This is a genomic window from Haloarcula sp. 1CSR25-25, from assembly GCF_032027985.1.
Lineage (GTDB): Archaea > Halobacteriota > Halobacteria > Halobacteriales > Haloarculaceae > Haloarcula.
This window is the reverse complement of sequence record NZ_JAHYBW010000005.1, coordinates 152,930-169,161: the sequence shown is the minus strand read 5'-3', so window position 1 is coordinate 169,161 and position 16,232 is coordinate 152,930. Positions and strand designations below refer to the sequence as shown.

General features: G+C 64.9%; 19 protein-coding genes. 9 read left to right on the top strand and 10 right to left on the bottom strand.

What is annotated here, in order from left to right:
- Positions 1–58 precede the first annotated feature (58 nt).
- Complete coding sequence (locus KZ498_RS15365; RefSeq protein WP_312619924.1) at positions 59–301, bottom strand: hypothetical protein; 243 nt, start codon at positions 299–301, stop codon at positions 59–61.
- Positions 302–554: 253 nt separating this feature from the next.
- On the opposite strand from KZ498_RS15365, the gene KZ498_RS15360 reads away from it, so the two are divergent.
- Complete coding sequence (locus tag KZ498_RS15360) at positions 555–953, top strand: TRAM domain-containing protein (RefSeq protein ID WP_312619923.1); 399 nt, start codon at positions 555–557, stop codon at positions 951–953.
- Positions 954–955: 2 nt separating this feature from the next.
- On the opposite strand, the gene KZ498_RS15355 is transcribed toward KZ498_RS15360, so the two are convergent.
- Genes KZ498_RS15355 through KZ498_RS15345 form a run of 3 tightly spaced genes read right to left on the bottom strand, consistent with a single transcriptional unit; the run spans position 956 to position 2,776 of the window.
- Positions 956–1,678 (bottom strand): YkgJ family cysteine cluster protein, encoded by a 723-nt coding sequence (locus KZ498_RS15355; RefSeq protein WP_312619922.1) that lies wholly within the window; start codon positions 1,676–1,678, stop codon positions 956–958.
- A 33-nt stretch (positions 1,679–1,711) separates the two neighbouring features.
- Positions 1,712–2,497, bottom strand: coding sequence for an MBL fold metallo-hydrolase (locus tag KZ498_RS15350; protein ID WP_312619921.1), 786 nt, complete (start codon positions 2,495–2,497; stop codon positions 1,712–1,714).
- Positions 2,498–2,506: 9 nt separating this feature from the next.
- On the bottom strand, positions 2,507–2,776 hold the full coding sequence (locus tag KZ498_RS15345) for a winged helix-turn-helix domain-containing protein (protein ID WP_312619920.1): 270 nt from the start codon (positions 2,774–2,776) through the stop codon (positions 2,507–2,509).
- Between the two features lie 246 nt (positions 2,777–3,022).
- Here KZ498_RS15345 and KZ498_RS15340 point away from each other — a divergent pair, with 246 nt between their 5' ends.
- Positions 3,023–3,727 (top strand): methyltransferase domain-containing protein, encoded by a 705-nt coding sequence (locus KZ498_RS15340; protein WP_312619919.1) that lies wholly within the window; start codon positions 3,023–3,025, stop codon positions 3,725–3,727.
- Between the two features lie 96 nt (positions 3,728–3,823).
- Positions 3,824–4,729 carry a glycosyltransferase gene (locus tag KZ498_RS15335; protein ID WP_312619918.1) on the top strand — a complete coding sequence of 302 codons (906 nt, stop codon included), beginning with the start codon at positions 3,824–3,826 and terminating at the stop codon, positions 4,727–4,729.
- Positions 4,730–4,768: 39 nt separating this feature from the next.
- Here KZ498_RS15335 and KZ498_RS15330 read toward each other — a convergent pair whose 3' ends face one another.
- On the bottom strand, positions 4,769–5,578 hold the full coding sequence (locus tag KZ498_RS15330) for an amidohydrolase family protein (RefSeq protein ID WP_312619917.1): 810 nt from the start codon (positions 5,576–5,578) through the stop codon (positions 4,769–4,771).
- A gap of 175 nt (positions 5,579–5,753) precedes the next feature.
- Between KZ498_RS15330 and thsA the strand changes: the two genes are divergently transcribed.
- Positions 5,754–7,313 (top strand): thermosome subunit alpha, encoded by a 1,560-nt coding sequence (thsA, locus tag KZ498_RS15325; protein WP_312620155.1) that lies wholly within the window; start codon positions 5,754–5,756, stop codon positions 7,311–7,313.
- A 139-nt stretch (positions 7,314–7,452) separates the two neighbouring features.
- Here the strand turns inward: thsA and KZ498_RS15320 are convergent, their stop codons facing one another.
- Together KZ498_RS15320 and KZ498_RS15315 are read right to left on the bottom strand one after the other, a co-directional pair.
- On the bottom strand, positions 7,453–7,884 hold the full coding sequence (locus KZ498_RS15320; protein ID WP_312619916.1) for a DUF371 domain-containing protein: 432 nt from the start codon (positions 7,882–7,884) through the stop codon (positions 7,453–7,455).
- 26 nt (positions 7,885–7,910) lie between these two features.
- Positions 7,911–8,084, bottom strand: a complete 174-nt coding sequence (locus KZ498_RS15315) for a hypothetical protein (RefSeq protein ID WP_312619915.1) — start codon at positions 8,082–8,084, stop codon at positions 7,911–7,913.
- 108 nt (positions 8,085–8,192) lie between these two features.
- Between KZ498_RS15315 and KZ498_RS15310 the strand changes: the two genes are divergently transcribed.
- From KZ498_RS15310 to KZ498_RS15300, 3 genes are all read left to right on the top strand, one after another.
- Positions 8,193–10,037 (top strand): hydrolase, encoded by a 1,845-nt coding sequence (locus KZ498_RS15310; protein ID WP_312619914.1) that lies wholly within the window; start codon positions 8,193–8,195, stop codon positions 10,035–10,037.
- Positions 10,038–10,304: 267 nt separating this feature from the next.
- Positions 10,305–11,195, top strand: coding sequence for a coiled-coil protein (locus tag KZ498_RS15305; RefSeq protein ID WP_053967480.1), 891 nt, complete (start codon positions 10,305–10,307; stop codon positions 11,193–11,195).
- Positions 11,196–11,228: 33 nt separating this feature from the next.
- Entirely contained in the window at positions 11,229–11,924 is a 696-nt protein-coding gene (locus tag KZ498_RS15300; protein WP_312619912.1) for a LysE family translocator, read from the top strand.
- Here KZ498_RS15300 and KZ498_RS15295 read toward each other — a convergent pair.
- On the bottom strand, positions 11,919–12,635 hold the full coding sequence (locus KZ498_RS15295; protein WP_312619910.1) for an HD domain-containing protein: 717 nt from the start codon (positions 12,633–12,635) through the stop codon (positions 11,919–11,921). The genes KZ498_RS15300 and KZ498_RS15295 overlap by 6 nt on opposite strands.
- 280 nt (positions 12,636–12,915) lie before the next feature.
- Here KZ498_RS15295 and KZ498_RS15290 point away from each other — a divergent pair, with 280 nt between their 5' ends.
- Positions 12,916–13,113, top strand: coding sequence for a hypothetical protein (locus tag KZ498_RS15290; protein WP_312619909.1), 198 nt, complete (start codon positions 12,916–12,918; stop codon positions 13,111–13,113).
- Between the two features lie 4 nt (positions 13,114–13,117).
- Here the strand turns inward: KZ498_RS15290 and KZ498_RS15285 are convergent, their stop codons facing one another.
- Together KZ498_RS15285 and KZ498_RS15280 are read right to left on the bottom strand one after the other, a co-directional pair.
- On the bottom strand, positions 13,118–13,846 hold the full coding sequence (locus KZ498_RS15285; RefSeq protein ID WP_312619908.1) for a GNAT family N-acetyltransferase: 729 nt from the start codon (positions 13,844–13,846) through the stop codon (positions 13,118–13,120).
- Between the two features lie 184 nt (positions 13,847–14,030).
- Positions 14,031–14,453 (bottom strand): universal stress protein, encoded by a 423-nt coding sequence (locus KZ498_RS15280; protein ID WP_312619906.1) that lies wholly within the window; start codon positions 14,451–14,453, stop codon positions 14,031–14,033.
- A gap of 75 nt (positions 14,454–14,528) precedes the next feature.
- On the opposite strand from KZ498_RS15280, the gene KZ498_RS15275 reads away from it, so the two are divergent.
- On the top strand, positions 14,529–16,139 hold the full coding sequence (locus KZ498_RS15275; protein WP_312619905.1) for a Na+/H+ antiporter NhaC family protein: 1,611 nt from the start codon (positions 14,529–14,531) through the stop codon (positions 16,137–16,139).
- Positions 16,140–16,232 lie beyond the last annotated feature (93 nt).

Genomic DNA, 16,232 nt, shown 5'->3' with positions numbered 1-16,232 from the left:
GGTCCCGTGTGGAACCCCGGGGTCGAGGCCCTGCTGTATCCAAATCAGGGCGGTCGTTTCAGGTCTCGACCATCCACGTCGTCGAAGAGGAGTACCCCCACTTCTCTACAGCCACGTCGTGGTCGCCGTCGGCGATGGCTGTCATGTTCGTCCCGACTTCCTTGGCTGAGAGGCCGAGTTCGTCGCCGATGAGTCGCGATTTGAAATACGTCTGGTCGTCAGCATTGGAACGGAGATACTCCAGAATACGTCGCTGCTTGTCCGAGAGCGGACTGTCGGGGGTTTGCGCGGTGGCGCTCATTGGTACAGTTACGAACAGTACCGAGACCCCCTTATGGGATTTGGTACAGACGGTTAACGGCCCGCTGTCTTGCGGTTTCCCCCTCCTCGAAGCGGGGATACAGCCGCGAGTAGGGCCACGCGAGCGGCGGTTGGTACAGGCGGGAAACGCCGCGGTTGCCCGTCACCGCCCCGAAGTTTGAACGGCAACAGTCGTTCGCTCCGGCAGTTCTTTAATAATGGCCCGTTTTGTGGCCGAACGGAGGTCTATCACATTGGAAATCTCGGATCAACTGCTGTGTCTGTTCAGTGCCGATATCCGCGACGAGGGGGACCGGTACGTCGTGGAGGTACCGCGTCGAGAGGTCGAGACGGGCGCAGTCGACTCGGGGAGTACCTACCGCGTTGCGCTCATCTCCGCAGACGAGGGGACAGAGGCGGACGAGGAGACGGTCTCAGACACGCCACCGGACCAGCCACAGCCGCCGGTCGAACCGGGCGAGACGCGCTACGTCGAGATTGAAGACATCGGGAAGCAGGGCGACGGCATCGCCCGTGTCGAGCGCGGCTACGTCATCATCGTTCCGGGGGCCGAAATCGACGAACGAGTCAAGATAGAAGTCACCGAAGTCAAGTCGAACTTCGCGGTCGGCGAGATTATCGACGACGTTTGACCTCACTCGTAGGGGCTGCCGTCGGGCCGTTTCGCCCCTTCGGAGTCGTGGACGACGACCTGTCCGGCTGACGGGTCGACCGGCCGATAGTTGTCGCGGACGCCGATGGCCTCCTCGAGTTCCCGAACGGCGCGTTCCTTGAGCGCCGCGGCCAACTCCTCGGCGTCGGCTCTGGAGATGTCACGCCCGAGGCCCTCGCATTCGTGGGCCCGTACCATCCCCTCCTCGTCGACTGCTTCGCCCATCGGCTGGCTCGTCCCACCGAGCGCGACGCTGAAGGGGTAGGTCCGGCAGATGAGCGGGCGGTCGCCGTGGACCGTACAGGCCCCCGTGCCGTCGCCGTCCTCGGCGTAGAAGCTGCAGTCGCCGCAGTCGTCGGTCTGGAGCGCCCACTCGAAGGTCTCGCCTTCGGGGCCGTCCGGCCCGTCCGCTAGTCCGTACGGCATCGGTCGGGCCACGTCCCGGAAGTCGTACTCCCCGGCCGCCTGTAGCTGCCGGATTTCGTCGGGAAACACGGTCGCCGTGTGAGGTTCGGCGTCGGTCCCGTTCTCGCCGGCACCGTCGGCGACTCCGCCGGTCTCATCAGCACCCTCGCCACAGCCCGACTCGGCCTTGCAGCAGGCCCCACAGCGGGTGCATTCGAACCCGATGGTCTCGATCGCGTCGGCCAGGTCCGACTCGTCGAGGGCACGGGCCCGTTCGAGTTCGGTTTCCAGGGAGTCCACAGGGCTGGTAGCGGGTCGACGGGCAAAAAGGCGTCACTCCGCTTGGTTCGGCGCGGCCCGCTCGCCGTCCCACGAAACCGTCCCCTCGGCGGCGAGTTTCTCGAGATGGGCCAGCACTGTCCCGCGGGCCAGGTCGCGCACGCCGGCGAGGTCCTTCTCGTAGGCGGCGTCGAGGATGTCTTCGAGGGTGTCGGCCCCGTGGTCGACAGCCCCCCGAACACGCCGCTCGCGCTCCAGTCGATGGCCGATGAGCCGCGCACAGGTCTCCCGTGGCGTCTCGATACGCGGCCCGTGGCCCGGCAACAGCACGTCGGGGTTCCTGGCGTGGAGGCGACGCAGCGACGCGAGATAGGCCCGAACGTCGCCCTCGGGCGCGCCGACGACGACGCTGCCCTCGGCGACGGCGAGGTCACCGGAGACGACGGCCCCGCCGGTTGCGAAGGCGACGTGCTCCGGCGCGTGCCCCGGCGTGTCCATGACGGTCACCGGGCCGGCGTCGGTCGGAATCGTCGTCCCCTCGCTGAACAGTTCGTCAGGGGATACGCCGGTCGCGGCTTCGAACGCGGCCGCCCGCCCGCGGCGTGCCCAGACCGTCGCGTCCGTCTCTCTGGCGTAGTGTGCGACGGCACCGGCGTGGTCGGGGTGGTGATGTGTGACCGCGATGTGTGCGAGGTTTCGGTCGCTGAGAAGGGTATCGAGCGCATCGTCGGTATCCGCGGGGTCCACGAGAAGAGCCGCCTCCTCGCCGCAGACGTACGCTGCCGTGGTGCCGGTCGGTGCCCGTGTCGGGACGGGCACGTCGGCCCGCTGCCAGTCCATGCCGGCGGGTCAGACCGTGAGGAAATAAACCTGTTTTCGTGCGTCGGTGAAACTGTACCGGGAGCCGACCAGATCGGACTCTTCCAGTCGGTTCAGGGCGTACCTGACAGTCCGGTCCGGGAGCAGCGAGTTCTCGGCCAGTTCGCCCTGTGACAACGGGGCATCGTCTTCCAGCACCTTCGCGACGAGTTTCGCACTCGGTGGGAGTTCACGCAGAGTGTCGCGGAACTCCTCGTCGGTGAAAGGTGCTGGCGCGGCGTTTTCAGTTAATGCGCTCATAGTGAGAGATATTCAAGACTTACTGGTAAAACTTGGCTATATGCATGACCAAACAATACAGATTCTATGAAGTGTTTAATGTGTCCTTATACAGAACCGCCATCGTGCGGTTCTCGTCGCTATCCCGAAACCGCGCCCGGAACTGTCAGGGCGAGAGCGGGCGGGGCTGGCCTGATCGGAAGACGGCCCGACCGGTGAAAGGGGATTCCAGTATCGTTTTATCCCCCGCGGGGTGAGCACTACACCGTGAAAGGGCAGGAGTGGTATCAGGCCGACACCGTGGCCGAAGAGTACGAGGCCAAGCGGTTCTCCCGTGGCGGTCGGCTGATCGACCGACGCGAGAAACAGGCCGTCCTCGACGCGATCGGTCCCGTGGCCGATAAGGACGTGTTAGAGGTAGCTTGCGGGACCGGACGGTTCACCGTGATGCTGGCCGAGCGCGGCGCGAACATCACCGGGCTGGACATCTCCGGTCCGATGCTCCAGCAGGGTCGCGAGAAGGCACAGGCGACCGGCGTCGACGACCACGTCGAGTTCATGCGGGGCGACGCGGCGCGGCTGCCGTTCCCGGACGACCATTTCGACACCGTGTTTGCGATGCGCTTTTTCCATCTGGCGGACACGCCGGCGGCGTTTCTCGCGGAGATGCGCCGCGTCTCGAAGGAACAGGTCTTCTTCGACACGTTCAATCGGTTTTCCACCCGGTCGATGTACAACTGGGCGCTCCCGATGGGCTCGCGGCTCTACTCGCGCTGGGAGATCGACCGGCTGCTAGACGGGGCCGGCCTGGAACTGACCGGTGCGAACCACGACTGGCTGCTTCCGTACGGGTTCTACCGGAAGATTCCGAACGAGCTGGCCGCTTCGTTTCGCTCACTCGATACGGCGCTCGGCGGCACGCCCCTCGGCGAGAAGCTGGCCTCGGTGTCGTACTGGAACACGCACGTGTAACGTGCCGCAGTTCGAACAGCCCGGGTTCCCCTGAGCGGGAAATTCGGCAACTGCCTCCCGCGACTTTTAAGCGCCTTCGCCGCCGTACCCAGAGGTATGGATGTCTCGGTAGTGGTCCCGACGTTGAACGGCCGGGAGGAGCTGGCCGGCTGTCTGGACGCACTCACCGAGCAGGTTCCGGATGCGGAAGTCATCGTCGTCAACGGTCCTTCGGCCGACGGCACGACGGGAATGGTCCGTGACAGGGACGACGTGTCCGTCCTCGTCGAAATCGCCGACCGCTCGGTCACGGTCGCCCGCAACGCCGGACTCGACCGGGCGACAGGAGACGTTATCGCGCTCGTCCACCAGTCGCTCTCGGTCGAGTCCGGCTGGGCCGACGCGGTCAGGAACGGGCTCTCGGGGGCAGCCAGGGCCATCACCGGGCCGACACACCAGCAGCTGTGGGCCGGGATGACGACCGAGACTGAGGAAACACGGACGATTGCCGGCCGCGACGTGACGTATTTCAACCCCGGAAACGTCGCGTTCGACGCCGACGTACTGGAGGCCCTCGACGGGTTCGACGAGTACCTGAACGTCGGCAGCGCCCGGGACTTCGCACACCGGATGGCCGCCGGTGACTACGGCGTCGCCTGGAGCACCGAGATGTGTGTCAGCCGCGAGTTCGAGGCCGACGGCGGGGTCGCAGAGACCGACTGGAACTGGAAGTACCGGTCGCTTGCCTATCGCCTGGCGAAGAACTACAACGTCCGGCCGACCGTGTTGCGGCGAATCCTCAGCCACGCGGCGGGTGACGCGACGGACGCGCTGGTCGATGTCGTGCGCGGGGAGACGACGCCATCGCAATGGCTCGGCAACGGGCAGGACGTGTTCGGTGGCACTGGGTCCGGAATCGTCGACGGTCTCCGCGCACGCGTGGCCGACCGGACGTCCCGTCGGAACCCGAACGGTCGCTCCGCGCGCGCGGACCGCGCGGTTACTGTGTACGACTGGCGGTAGCCCTCGTAGGGTAGCCGTTCGGTCGAGAGACTGTCGATTTCAGGGTGCCAGCGCCTCGACGACGCGGTTGGGATTGTTCGAGAACACCTTCCGCATCGCGTCTTCGGGGACGTCCAGCGTCAGAATCTCCATCACGGCCACGTTCGGGTGGACTCCGGGGACGCCGCTCCCGAAGAGAACGCGGTCGGGGTGTTCCAGAATGGCCCGCTCCATCGGCCGCCGATAGCGGACGGCGCTGGTGTCGAGATACAGATTGTCGTTTGTCTCAAGCAGGTCGATGGCCCGTTCCATCAGGTCCCGTCGGAGTGGGTGTGCGCCGAAATGCGAGAGGATGACCGGGAAATCGTACGCCAACAGCGACTCGGCGACAGTCTCGGGCGGGAACCCCTCGCCGCCATGGACGACGACGGGCAACGAGACCGACTCCAGTTCCGCGAGCACGTCCTCGTCGGGCAGTCCGTCCGCCGGTGGATGGAGCTTGAAGCCGTAGAACCGGTCGTCGTAGGCGTACTGCTCGACGTCCGCCGGCGAGGTGTGGTCCTCGGTGCGGCTGCTCGCGAAGTTCCGAAGGGCCGACCCGGGCCCGCTTCCCGGGTCCCGGGCGCCGTTGACTCTGGCGAAGGCGACCATCGGCCGCTCGACGGTCATCCGGGCGACCGCGTTGTTCGCTTTGAGATACGAGCCGTCCCGCTCGCTGGGAAAGACGACGGAGCGGACGACGCCGGCCTGGTGCATCTCCCGCTCGAGCTGTTCCGGGTCACCCATCCCGTCCCGGGGTCGGCGGTGTTCGTCGGGCTCCAGCCGTGCGTGCACGTCGACGACGCGGAACCCGTGTTCCAGCTCCAGCATCTACTGTACGGTGTGTATACCCCTATATTAAAACATGTGCAGGTCGGGCCGGGATTACGGGGACAGCACCGCGCTGTCGCCCGACGAGCGGTCCGCAGTGTTAGAAAGGTTTATATAGAACCGCTTGCCTTGTCTTAAGTGAGGTTCAACACATATGTCATCTGGCCAGCGACGCATGGGCGGCCAGCCTCTTTTCATCCTCGATGAGGACGCCCAGCGCACACACGGGAAGGACGCACAGTCATCGAACATCTCCGCCGGAAAGGCCGTAAGCGAGTCCGTACGGACCACGCTCGGTCCCCGCGGCATGGACAAGATGCTCGTCTCCGACGACGGTGATGTGGTCATCACCAACGACGGGGCGACCATCCTCTCCGAGATGGACATCGAACACCCCGCGGCCCAGATGATCGTCGAAGTCGCCCAGACCCAGGAGGACGAAGTGGGCGACGGGACGACGACGGCGTCCGTCCTGGCCGGGGAACTGCTGACGAAAGCCGAGGACCTGCTCGACGACGACGTCCACCCGACAACAATCGTCGAGGGGTACTCCGCCGCCGCCGAACTCGCACACGAGGCCATCGACGAGGTCGTCCTCGACGTCGACCTCGACGACGAGACGCTCGTCGAAGTCGCCGAATCCTCGATGACGGGCAAGGGCACCGGTGACGTCGAGGCCGGGCGCCTCGCCGAAGTCGTCGTCGACGCCGTCCGCCACGCCAAGAGCGACAACGGCGTCCGCCGGGACAACATCGAGGTCCACACCCAGACGGGTGCGGCCTCCTCCGCGACCAAGCTCGTCGAGGGCGTCATCGTCGACGAGACGGGCGTCCACGACAACATGCCGACGTCGGTCGAGGACGCGTCCATCGCGGTCATCGACACCGAGCTCGACGTCCGCGAGAGCAACATCGACGCCGAGTACAACGTCTCCAGCGTCGACCAGCTCAACGCCGCGCTCGACGCCGAGGAGCAGGAGCTGACAGGCTACGCCGAGGAGGTCCTCGAAAGCGGCGCCGACGTCGCCTTCGTCACCGAGGACGTCGCCGACCGCGTCGCCTCCCAGCTCGCCAAGGAAGGCGTCTTCGTCGCTGAAAGCATCAGCTCCTCGACCGCCAAGGACATCGTCGAGGCCACCGGCGCGAAGCGCGTCGGCTCGCTCGACGCGCTCGACGAGGACGCGCTCGGCCACGCCGACAGCGTCAACGTCGAGAAGCAGGGCGACGACGACGTGACGTTCATCACCGGCGGCGCGACCGCCGAGTCCGTCACGATTATCGCCCGCGGCTCCACCGAACACGTCGTCGACGAGCTCGAACGCGCGCTCAACGACGCGCTCGACGTGGTCGTCGCTGCGCTCGACGCCGGCGGTGTCGTTCCCGGCGCAGGCGCGACGGAGATCGCCATCGCCGACCACATCCGCTCCGAAGCGGCGTCCATCGAGGGCCGCAAGCAGCTCGCCGTCGAAGCGTTCGCCGACGCCGTCGACGTGCTGCCCCGCACCCTCGCGGAGAACACGGGCCTCGACGCCATCGACGCGCTCGTCGACCTCCGCGCGGAACACGAGAGCGAGGGTATCGCCGGCGTCATCAGCGAGGGCCAGACCGGCATCGTCGGTGACCCCGTCGACTACGGCATCCTCGACCCCGCCGCTGTCAAGCGCGAAGCGGTCGACTCCGCCACAGAGGCGGCGACGATGATCGTCCGCATCGACGACGTCATCTCGTCGAGTTAGAGACTCGAGCGTCTCGTCGCGAGAGCGGAACTCGACGAGAGTTCGAGTCGAAGTAAGCCGTTCACAACCTGTTTTCTTTTGACTGCGCGGACAGCGGCGCAAAACCGAGTGCAACGACCACCACCGCAGAAACTGTCGGTCAGTCGCTACTGGGCTCGACAGACAGCGTCAGCGTCGCATCGCTGCCGTCGGCGAGCGCGTCGATAAGGTCCCGGTCCACGTCGCCGGCCGCAGCGTCGGCGTTGACCATCACAGTGCGGCCATCGACGTAGTCACTCGTTCGGAGGACGTGACTGCGGTCGCTGTCGAAGGTCAGGTCGGGGTGGCCGGTCCCGGTCACAGTGGCGGTGTGGTCGCCGACCTCGATAGTGGCCGTCATCCTCGCACCGGCGTCCTGGCAGGCCGTAACGAACTCGTCGTCGAAATCGGCAGGGACGCGGTCGGCCTCGATAGCGAGGATACAGTCGCCTGCGGGTGTCAGAAAGTCGTCGCTCGTCAGTTCCAGCGTGCTCGCGTGCTCGCCGGTGACGTTCTCGTGGCCCTGTGCGTGGACCACTTCCTCGAGTGTCATACCTCCCGGTCACTGCCGGGCGTACTTCAGCGGGACGACTCCGGTCGGGCGACGGTAACCGTCACCGCACCGCACTGACACTCGTGGGCCTCGCGGCGGCCGGCGTCGGTCTCGAACACCAGCGCCGGCTCCCCGAGCGAGCGCTCGCAGTGCTGGGCCTCGCAGGTCGGTGTCGCCGCCTCGTGCAGTTCGGTGAGCATATCTGGATAGTAGGTGGCTACCTATGTCAAAGCGAGCCATCCCCGGAGTGAAAGTGAAAGTGAAGCCGTGGGGCAAAGGATATGCCCCCGGAGAACGGGCCACAAGGTATGTCGCTGGAGTGGCGCGGCGCGGCGGTTGCGCCGGATGACGAGATGCCGTCCCCGGAGGCGTGGGAGCCGGTGTCGGTCCCCGGCCGGCCCGAGAAGTTCGCCGGGGCCGGGGCCGTGGCGTACGAAACAACGTTCTCGGACCCACGTGAGGAGAGCGACGTACACACACTGCTGGAACTGGTCGGAGCGTACGCGCAAACGCGCGTCTGGTGCAACGGGGAGTTGCTCGCCAGCCACGACGCCTACTTCGAACCGCTCCGGGTTCGGCTCCCGGAGAGCGAGCAGTACCGGGTCGTCGTCGAGTGTCGCAGACCGGCGGACCGCTTCGGCGGGCTGCACGCGACTGACCAGCTCCCGTCGGAGCGCTGTGTGCCGGGCATCTGGTGGGACGCGACCCTCGAAACGCGGCCGGACCCCTGCGTGAGCGAGCTCTCGGTCCAGCCACAGGTGTCCGAGGCGGACGGAACCGACGCGACGGTGGCGGTGTCGGCGACCGTCCTGACAGCGGAGCCACTCGACGACCGGGTGACTCTCTCGCTCCGGCCCGAGGGCGACGTGCGCGGCGGGGGGATGATGGACCGAGCCCGCGTCTCGACCGACGACGAGACGACGACGGTGACGTACACGATGGACGTGCGCGACCCGTCGCTGTGGTGGCCCCACGACCACGGCGAGCAGTCCCGGTACGTCCTCACGGCGAAGCTCGGCGACGACGAGCACTCGGTGACGACGGGACTGCGCACCGTTTCCTACGACGACGGCCTGCGGGTCAACGGCGAGACCGTGCCGGTTCGCGGCGTGACACTGCTTGACCCGACTGCCGAGGATGTCGCGCGGGCCGTCGACGCCAACGCGAACCTGGTCCGGGTTCGGGCCCAGGGGACGCCGCCCGAGGTGGCCCGCGCCTGTGACGACCACGGCGTCCTGCTCTGGCAGGACCTCCCGCTCTCCGGCCCCGGCTCGTTCGACAGCGACCGGGGGACCGACCTCGCAACGCGGCTCGATGCGACCTACGCACAGCACCCCAGTTTCGCGGCGGTCGGTGTTCACGACGAGCCCGTGTCGTCGTACGCTGATGGACTGGGCTCGGGCGTTCTCGACCGACTCCGGTTCCGTTGGCGCGCCTGGCGAGCCAGCTACGACAGCGGGGACGCCGAATCGGTGGCAGCGACTGTCGACTCCGTGCCGACGTTCCCGGTCGTCGGGCCGCCCGGAATCGACCCCGACGCGGCCACCCTCTACCCGGGGTGGAGATACGGCGACACGGCCGACCTCCCGTGGCTCTGCTCCCAGTTCGATGTCGGCGGCGTCGTCGCCGGCTTCGGCGCTGGTTCGCTGGGGACGCCGACCCCGGGCGACAGCCCCGGGTTCGATAGCGCCTGCCACGACCGCCACGTCGATGGCGGCCTCAATGAGTCACAGGCGTATCAGGCCGGCGTCGTCCGTGCGGTCGCCGAGACGCTCCGACAGTGCAGTGCCCCACTCATCGTCGTCGACAGCCTCCGGGACGTCGGTGACGCGGGCATGGGACTGCTCGGCGCTGACGGAAGCGAGAAGACGGCCTTTAGCGTGCTCGCCGACAGCTACGAGCCCACACAGGTCGTCCTCTCGGACTCGGCGCCCGGCGAGCAGGACATCGTTGTCCTCCACGACCGCCCGGAGAAGGCGGATCTCACCGTCGAGTGGGACCGCAACGGCGACCGCGAACAGGCAGAACACACTGTCGGCCCGTTCGCCCGCGTCACCGTGGACACGCTCACGCTTTCGGCCGGTGACGAGGTGACACTCGCCGCCACCGACGGCCGGACTGTCGTGAAAAACGAGTACCGGATTAACGAGTGATATATGACCGTGATATACAAGGGCGACTGGGTGCGATACCGACCGTCACACCGCCGGAAATAGGGCGTGTGAGACGTTGACGCGGTATTCAGTGCACCGGAATATTTAAACAATATCCACCTCTATCTGTAGACACCAGAACGCTTCCGCGTTCAGGCAGTATCGCTTTCAGCCCAACATGAGAGGGAACCCTTGTTATTGGTGTCAGCCCCTCAGTAGTGGGCCGACTGTCTGTGCTGAAGCGGTGATGGCATAGAGGTTTCAACAATGGCAGACTCGATAGACGAATCGAAAAACGTTACAGTAACAGAAGAGGATCTTGAAAACAAATCGAAAGGCGAGCTCATCAAACTCGCCGGCCAGCTTCGTGACCGACGGAACGAGCTGAACCAGATGGCGTCCGAGCGGGCCTCCGCCCGCGACGACCTGAACGCGAAGACTCGCGAGAAGGTCGACGAAGCCCAGGAACACCGCGAGAAGCGCGACGAGCTCAACGAGCAAGTCCAGGAGCACAAGGACAAGCGCAACGAGCTCAATGCGGAAGCAAACGAGCTGTTCGACAAGGTCGACAACCTGAAAAACGACCTCGAACTCGACGAGGGGACGTCGGTCGAACAACTCAAAGAGGAAATCGAGGATCTCGAGTTCAAGCAACAGACCGAAGTGCTCTCCTCGGAGGACGAGAAGGAGCTCATCGAGAAAATCGAGACCAAGCGCGAGAAACTCCAGGAGAAACAGGAGAAGCTCGACCAGGGCGGCGACCTCGAAGAACTCAAAGAGGAGGCTGAAGAGGTCCGCTCGGAAGCCTCGAAACACCACCAGAAGGTCACGGAACTGGCCGACGAGGCCCAGAAGCACCACAACGAGATGATCGAGGCCTACCGCGAGGCCGACGAGATCCGTGACGAGGCCGACGAGAAGCACGAGGAGTTCGTCGACGCTCAGGAAGCGGCCGACCAGCACCACGAGGACTTCGTCCGCGTCCAGAAGCGGCTCCGCGAGCTCGACAAGAAGGAAGAAGAGCAGGAGCGCTCCCAGCGCGAGGAAAAGCAGGAAGCCGCTCGCGAGGAAGCCGAGGAGATTTATCAGAAGTTCAAGGAGGGCGAGACCCTCGACACCGAGGACCTGATGAAGCTCCAGAAGGCCGGCAAGCTGTAATCTGCGGGATTTTTCTGTTTTCACTGACTGTAGATGCATCACCCGCTCGGCCCGCTCCAGCTCGGCGCGCTCTCGCTTGTCCCGACAGCCCTCGGTGGCATCCTGTTCGGCCTGGCGCTTGCTGCACCACCGGGCCCGATGAACGCCGTTATCGCCGAGGAGAGTGCGCTCCGGGGCTGGAGGGCTGGCTTCTTCGCCGGTCTCGGGGCGATGACCGCCGACGCCTGTTTCTTCGTGCTCGCAGTGCTCGGGGTCGCCACGGTAATCACCGAGACGCCGGGACTCCGACGCGTGATGGTCGGTGCCGGCGGGCTGTTGATGCTCTGGTTCGCCTACGGTGCGGTCCAGGAGGCCCATACTGTCGCCGGGACGGACCCATCGGCCGCGGCCGGAGACAGTCGGGGCTTTCGCAAGGCGCTCGTCCTGGCACTGACGAACCCCTATCAGGTCGCCTTCTGGCTCACCGTCGGCGTTGGCCTCCTCGAACCGGGCGTGGTCGACGTGGCGTCGTACGTGCCCGCGGTCGGAACCGACGCGCTAACCGTACAGACAGGCCACCCGGTGCTGCTGGGCGGGTTTTTCGGCGGTATCGGCCTCTGGATTACGGGGTTTCCGGCGGCGATCGTCGCCGCGAGAACGCGAATCGAGCGGCTCGCACCGCTGATCGCGTGGGCCAGCGCCGCGGTTCTAGCCGGGACCGGCGTTCTGTTCCTGCTGCGAGCGCTATGAGTCGCCCATCCCGGTCGCCACGTCGTCGAGGTCGTCTTCGACGGCCATCTCGGCGACTTCCATCGTCAGCCACTCCTGGAACCAGCGGGTCCGCTTGAGTCGCTGGTGGACCATCGATTCGGCCGTGTCGCTCTCGACACGCTCGCGCGCGTCCTCGCCGCGCTCGACGACGCGGTCGACCATCTCGGCCGTGTCCATGTGCGTCCGGGACTCATAGCCCATGCGCAACAGCATCAGGGCGGTCCCGTTGGCGCCGACCTTATCCAGGACATCCGCCTCGATGAGACACTGGACTTCCAGGGGCAGGTCGTCCAGCGACCCCTGGTACGAGTGGGCCTCGACGGCGGAGCAGACCTGTTCGATAAACGATTCGGGGTAGTCACCGTGTGCCGTCAGATACTCGCGCGCGATTCGAGCGCCGGCTTCCGCGTGGAGGTCCTGTTCGGCTTCCAGTTTCGCGATATCGTGAAACAGTGCCGCCACGCGGGTCACGTCCACGTTCGCCCCCTCCTTGCGGGCGATTTTCGTCGCGATGTCGACGACGTTGAGGATGTGGTTGAAGCGATACTCCGCGGAGTGCCACGGGTACCAGCGCATGCGGCCGCCCTCTTCCTCGTTTTCGACGCTCGCCGCGAGGTAGTCGTGGACGAACTCCTTCATATCCTCGAACGCGTCGGCTGAGACAGGTGACTCCCTAATCTCGACGCCCACAGCACCACCTCCGGAGACGGATTTCGATGTTCATCTTACACATATAGACGTACGTTCGACTCTTTAGCGTTACGACAGGGAGAACGGCTGCCACACCCGGCTTTTTTTCGATGCAGGCGGCGGTCTGAAACCGGTTTTCCCAATAAACTGACCAGACGGCGGACAGGTACCACCGACGCTGTGTCAGATGCGGTCTCCGTCGGACGGCATCCGGCTACTGGTTCCCAGCGGCTGGGAACGTGAGTCCGTGTTTTTATATCTAATAAATAAATCAGTACATATGTCTCTCCAGCCACTCCACGTACCCGTGGGCGACGTGTCTATCGTCACCCACGCAGTAAACGAACACGCGGTGACTGACCTGCTTGTGGGCGTCGGTATCGCCCTGTGCCTGTTCGGACTGTACTACAGGCTGATACTGCTCCCGGCGAACAGGCGGGAATCGTCACAACGAACGGGGGACCAGTCGCCGCCGTGACCCGCTAGAGGTAGGCGGCGTCCCAGCGCATCGGCTTGCGAACGTTCCCGCAGTTGTCACACTCGATACGCCCCATCGAGTCCATCGCGTTCGCCAGCGTCTCGCAGTTACTGCAGTAGTAGCCATAGCGGTCGCTCCCTTCCTCTGTGACGTGGACCACGTGGAACGGGGCCATCGACCCGGACTCGTGGTTGTTGTGGTCGACGTAGACCGTCCGCCCATCGTCGGTTATAGGTTCACGCCCCAACTCGTCGGCGTCGGTGTAGAGGTTCTCGACGTAAGTCCGTCCGGCGATGTCGACCTCACCCGTGCCGGCGCGCTCGAAACCGCGGTCCTCGTAGAAGCTGTTGCCCTCGACGTTGTCGGCCAGCACACGCCCCTGGAGCGTCTCGGCGCCGCGGTCATAGAGCTCCCGATGGGTCTCGTCGAACAACGCCGACCCGACCCCCTCGCCGCGGTACGCCGGGTCGACGTGCAACCAGAGAATCGTCCCGATGCTGTCGCCCGACAGAACGCTTTCCGAGAGGCCGACCACCTGTCCGCCCTGTTCGGCGACGAGGATCAACCGGTTGGTCTCCTCGTCAAGCACTTCTTCGATGCGCTCCTCGTCGTACCACTCCTCGATAGCGCTCGTAATCGCTTTCGGCCCCAGCGAGTACGACGCCTCCAGCGAGCGACGCGCCACGTCACGGATAGCCGGCCGGTCCGACGACAGTGCCTCCCTGATTTGCATATGCCACTAGTTGGCACGGAACATCATAAATCTACAGTTCAGTGTCAGAATTTGGGACACTTGTCGGGATATTCATGCGGGGACACGGTGGTTTGTAGACCCCATCGGCCTGTGTCTGCTCCCTGTCGATACCATCGGAACGCGGGCGCTGTTTGGACAGTAGTCCCTGCTCTCTGGGACGAGGTCAGCGGATGATGGTGACCGGAACCGGAATCCGCTCGACGATCCGCTCGGCGACACTCCCGACGAAGAACCGCTCGATGAGGTCCTGGCTGTGGCTCCCGATGACGACGTGGTCGATCTCGTGTTCGGTGACGTACTCGAGGATTACCTTCGACGGTCGCCCCTGTTCTAGGACTGTCGAGAGTTGGACGTCGAACCCGTCGGCGAGTTCCTCGGCTTCGGCAAGGATCTCCTCGCCTTCGGCTTCGCGCTTTTCGTAGATGTCGCCGAGCTTGACCCCCACGTACTGCTCGGGCTGGTGGGTGACGCTTGTGTCGACGACGAAAAGCGCCGTTAGCTCCGCCTCGGGGAACCGTTCACAGGCGAACTCCAGCGCGTCCCGGGAGAGCTTCGACCCGTCGTACGGGACCAGTACAGCGGTCATACTGACGGGTTTTGCGGGGCCCATATATAAATTCATCCGGAGGGATTTAAATAGAATCGTAGTAATGGTCTTTGTATGTCAGAATTCGGTGCCTTGTCGCTCGTGCCGCCACTTTTAGCAATCGCCCTCGCCATCGCCACGCGGAAGGCGGTCCTGTCGTTGTTCCTCGGCATCTGGTCCGGGGGCGTTATCCTCACGGGGGGCATCGGTCTGGGACAGACCTTCGACTGGATCGCCTCGGCCATCGGCGATAGCGTCTTCCACGCCCAGATAATCATCTTCACGCTGCTTCTGGGGTCGGCGGTGGCGATGATATGGCGGCTGGGCGGCTCCCACGCCGTCCAGAGGTGGGCAGGCGAACGGATCGATACCAAGCGCAAGGCCGGCGTCTCGGCGTGGATTCTGGGGATCGTGCTGTTCTTCGACGACTACGCCAACACGGCGGTCGTCGGGAGCACGATGAAGGACATCTCGGACAACCTGAACATCTCCCGAGAGAAGCTCTCGTATCTCGTCGACTCGACGGCGGCGCCGGTCGCGACGCTCGCCATCTCCTCGTGGGTCGCCTTCCAGCTGTCGATGATTGAGTCGGGCTACGAGGCGACAGACCTGGCTGCCAGCGAGATTCCCAACTCCTTTACGGTGTTCTTGGAGTCCATCCCGTACAACATGTACTCGATTCTGGCCATCGTGATGGTCGGCATCATTGTCCTCTCACAGCGGGACTACGGCGAAATGCTCGCCGCCGAGCACCGGTCCTCCAAGACCGGGAAAGTGACACGTGACGACGCCCGGCCGATGCAGGACGTCAAGTCCGAACTCGGTGAGCCCAACGTCGACGACCCCCGGCTGATGTCGTTCGTCCTCCCTATCGTCGTCCTCATCGGAGTCACCGTCGGCTCGGCGCTGTACACCGGCTACGAACCCGGCGCCTCACTGTACGACATGGTCACCGGGGCCGACTACGCCCTCGCGCTCATCTTCGGGTCCTTCGCCATGGTGGCAACCACCTACGGCCTCGGCTACGCCTACGGAGTTCTGTCCCTGAGTGAAAGCGTCGATACGACCATTGATGGCTTCGGCATCATGCTAACAGCGGCGACAATTCTGGTGCTCGCGTGGGGCATCGGCAACGTCGTCTCGCCGGTCGACGAGGGCGGTCTCGGGACGGGCGCCTACGTCGCGGACTTCGTGGAGGCGTTCCTCACGCCCGAGGTGCTGCCAGTCGTCGTGCTGTTCACCGGCGCCTTCATCGCCTTCTCGACCGGGAGCTCCTGGGGGACAATGGCTATCGTGACCCCGATCGCTATCCCGGTCGCCTGGAATCTCACCGGGAGCCACAACATGGTCGCGGTCATGGTCGGGATGGTGTTCTCGGGTGCCATTTTCGGCGATCACTCCTCGCCCATCTCCGATACGACCGTACTGTCGTCGACGTTCTCCGGGGCCGACCTCATCGACCACGTCCGCACACAGTTCTACTACGCGGCCACCGTCGTCCTCGTGGCCGCCGGGCTGATGCTGGTGTGGGGATTCACCCGCATCACGCCATTCGTCCTGCTGCCTGTTGGCGTCCTCGCACTCATCGGCATCGTCTATGGCCTCTCGGAATTCGACGCCCGACGCCGCGGCGTTGAACCCAAGACAACGCAGGAGCTTCGGGACGTGGCTCCGGGCGACGACTGACGGACGAGTCTGGAACACCACTTGGGAATCGGAGCGGCTTGCGGCTCACCCGTTCGCGTTTCTCCGGTCCCCGGCGAGACTACCGATTGCGGG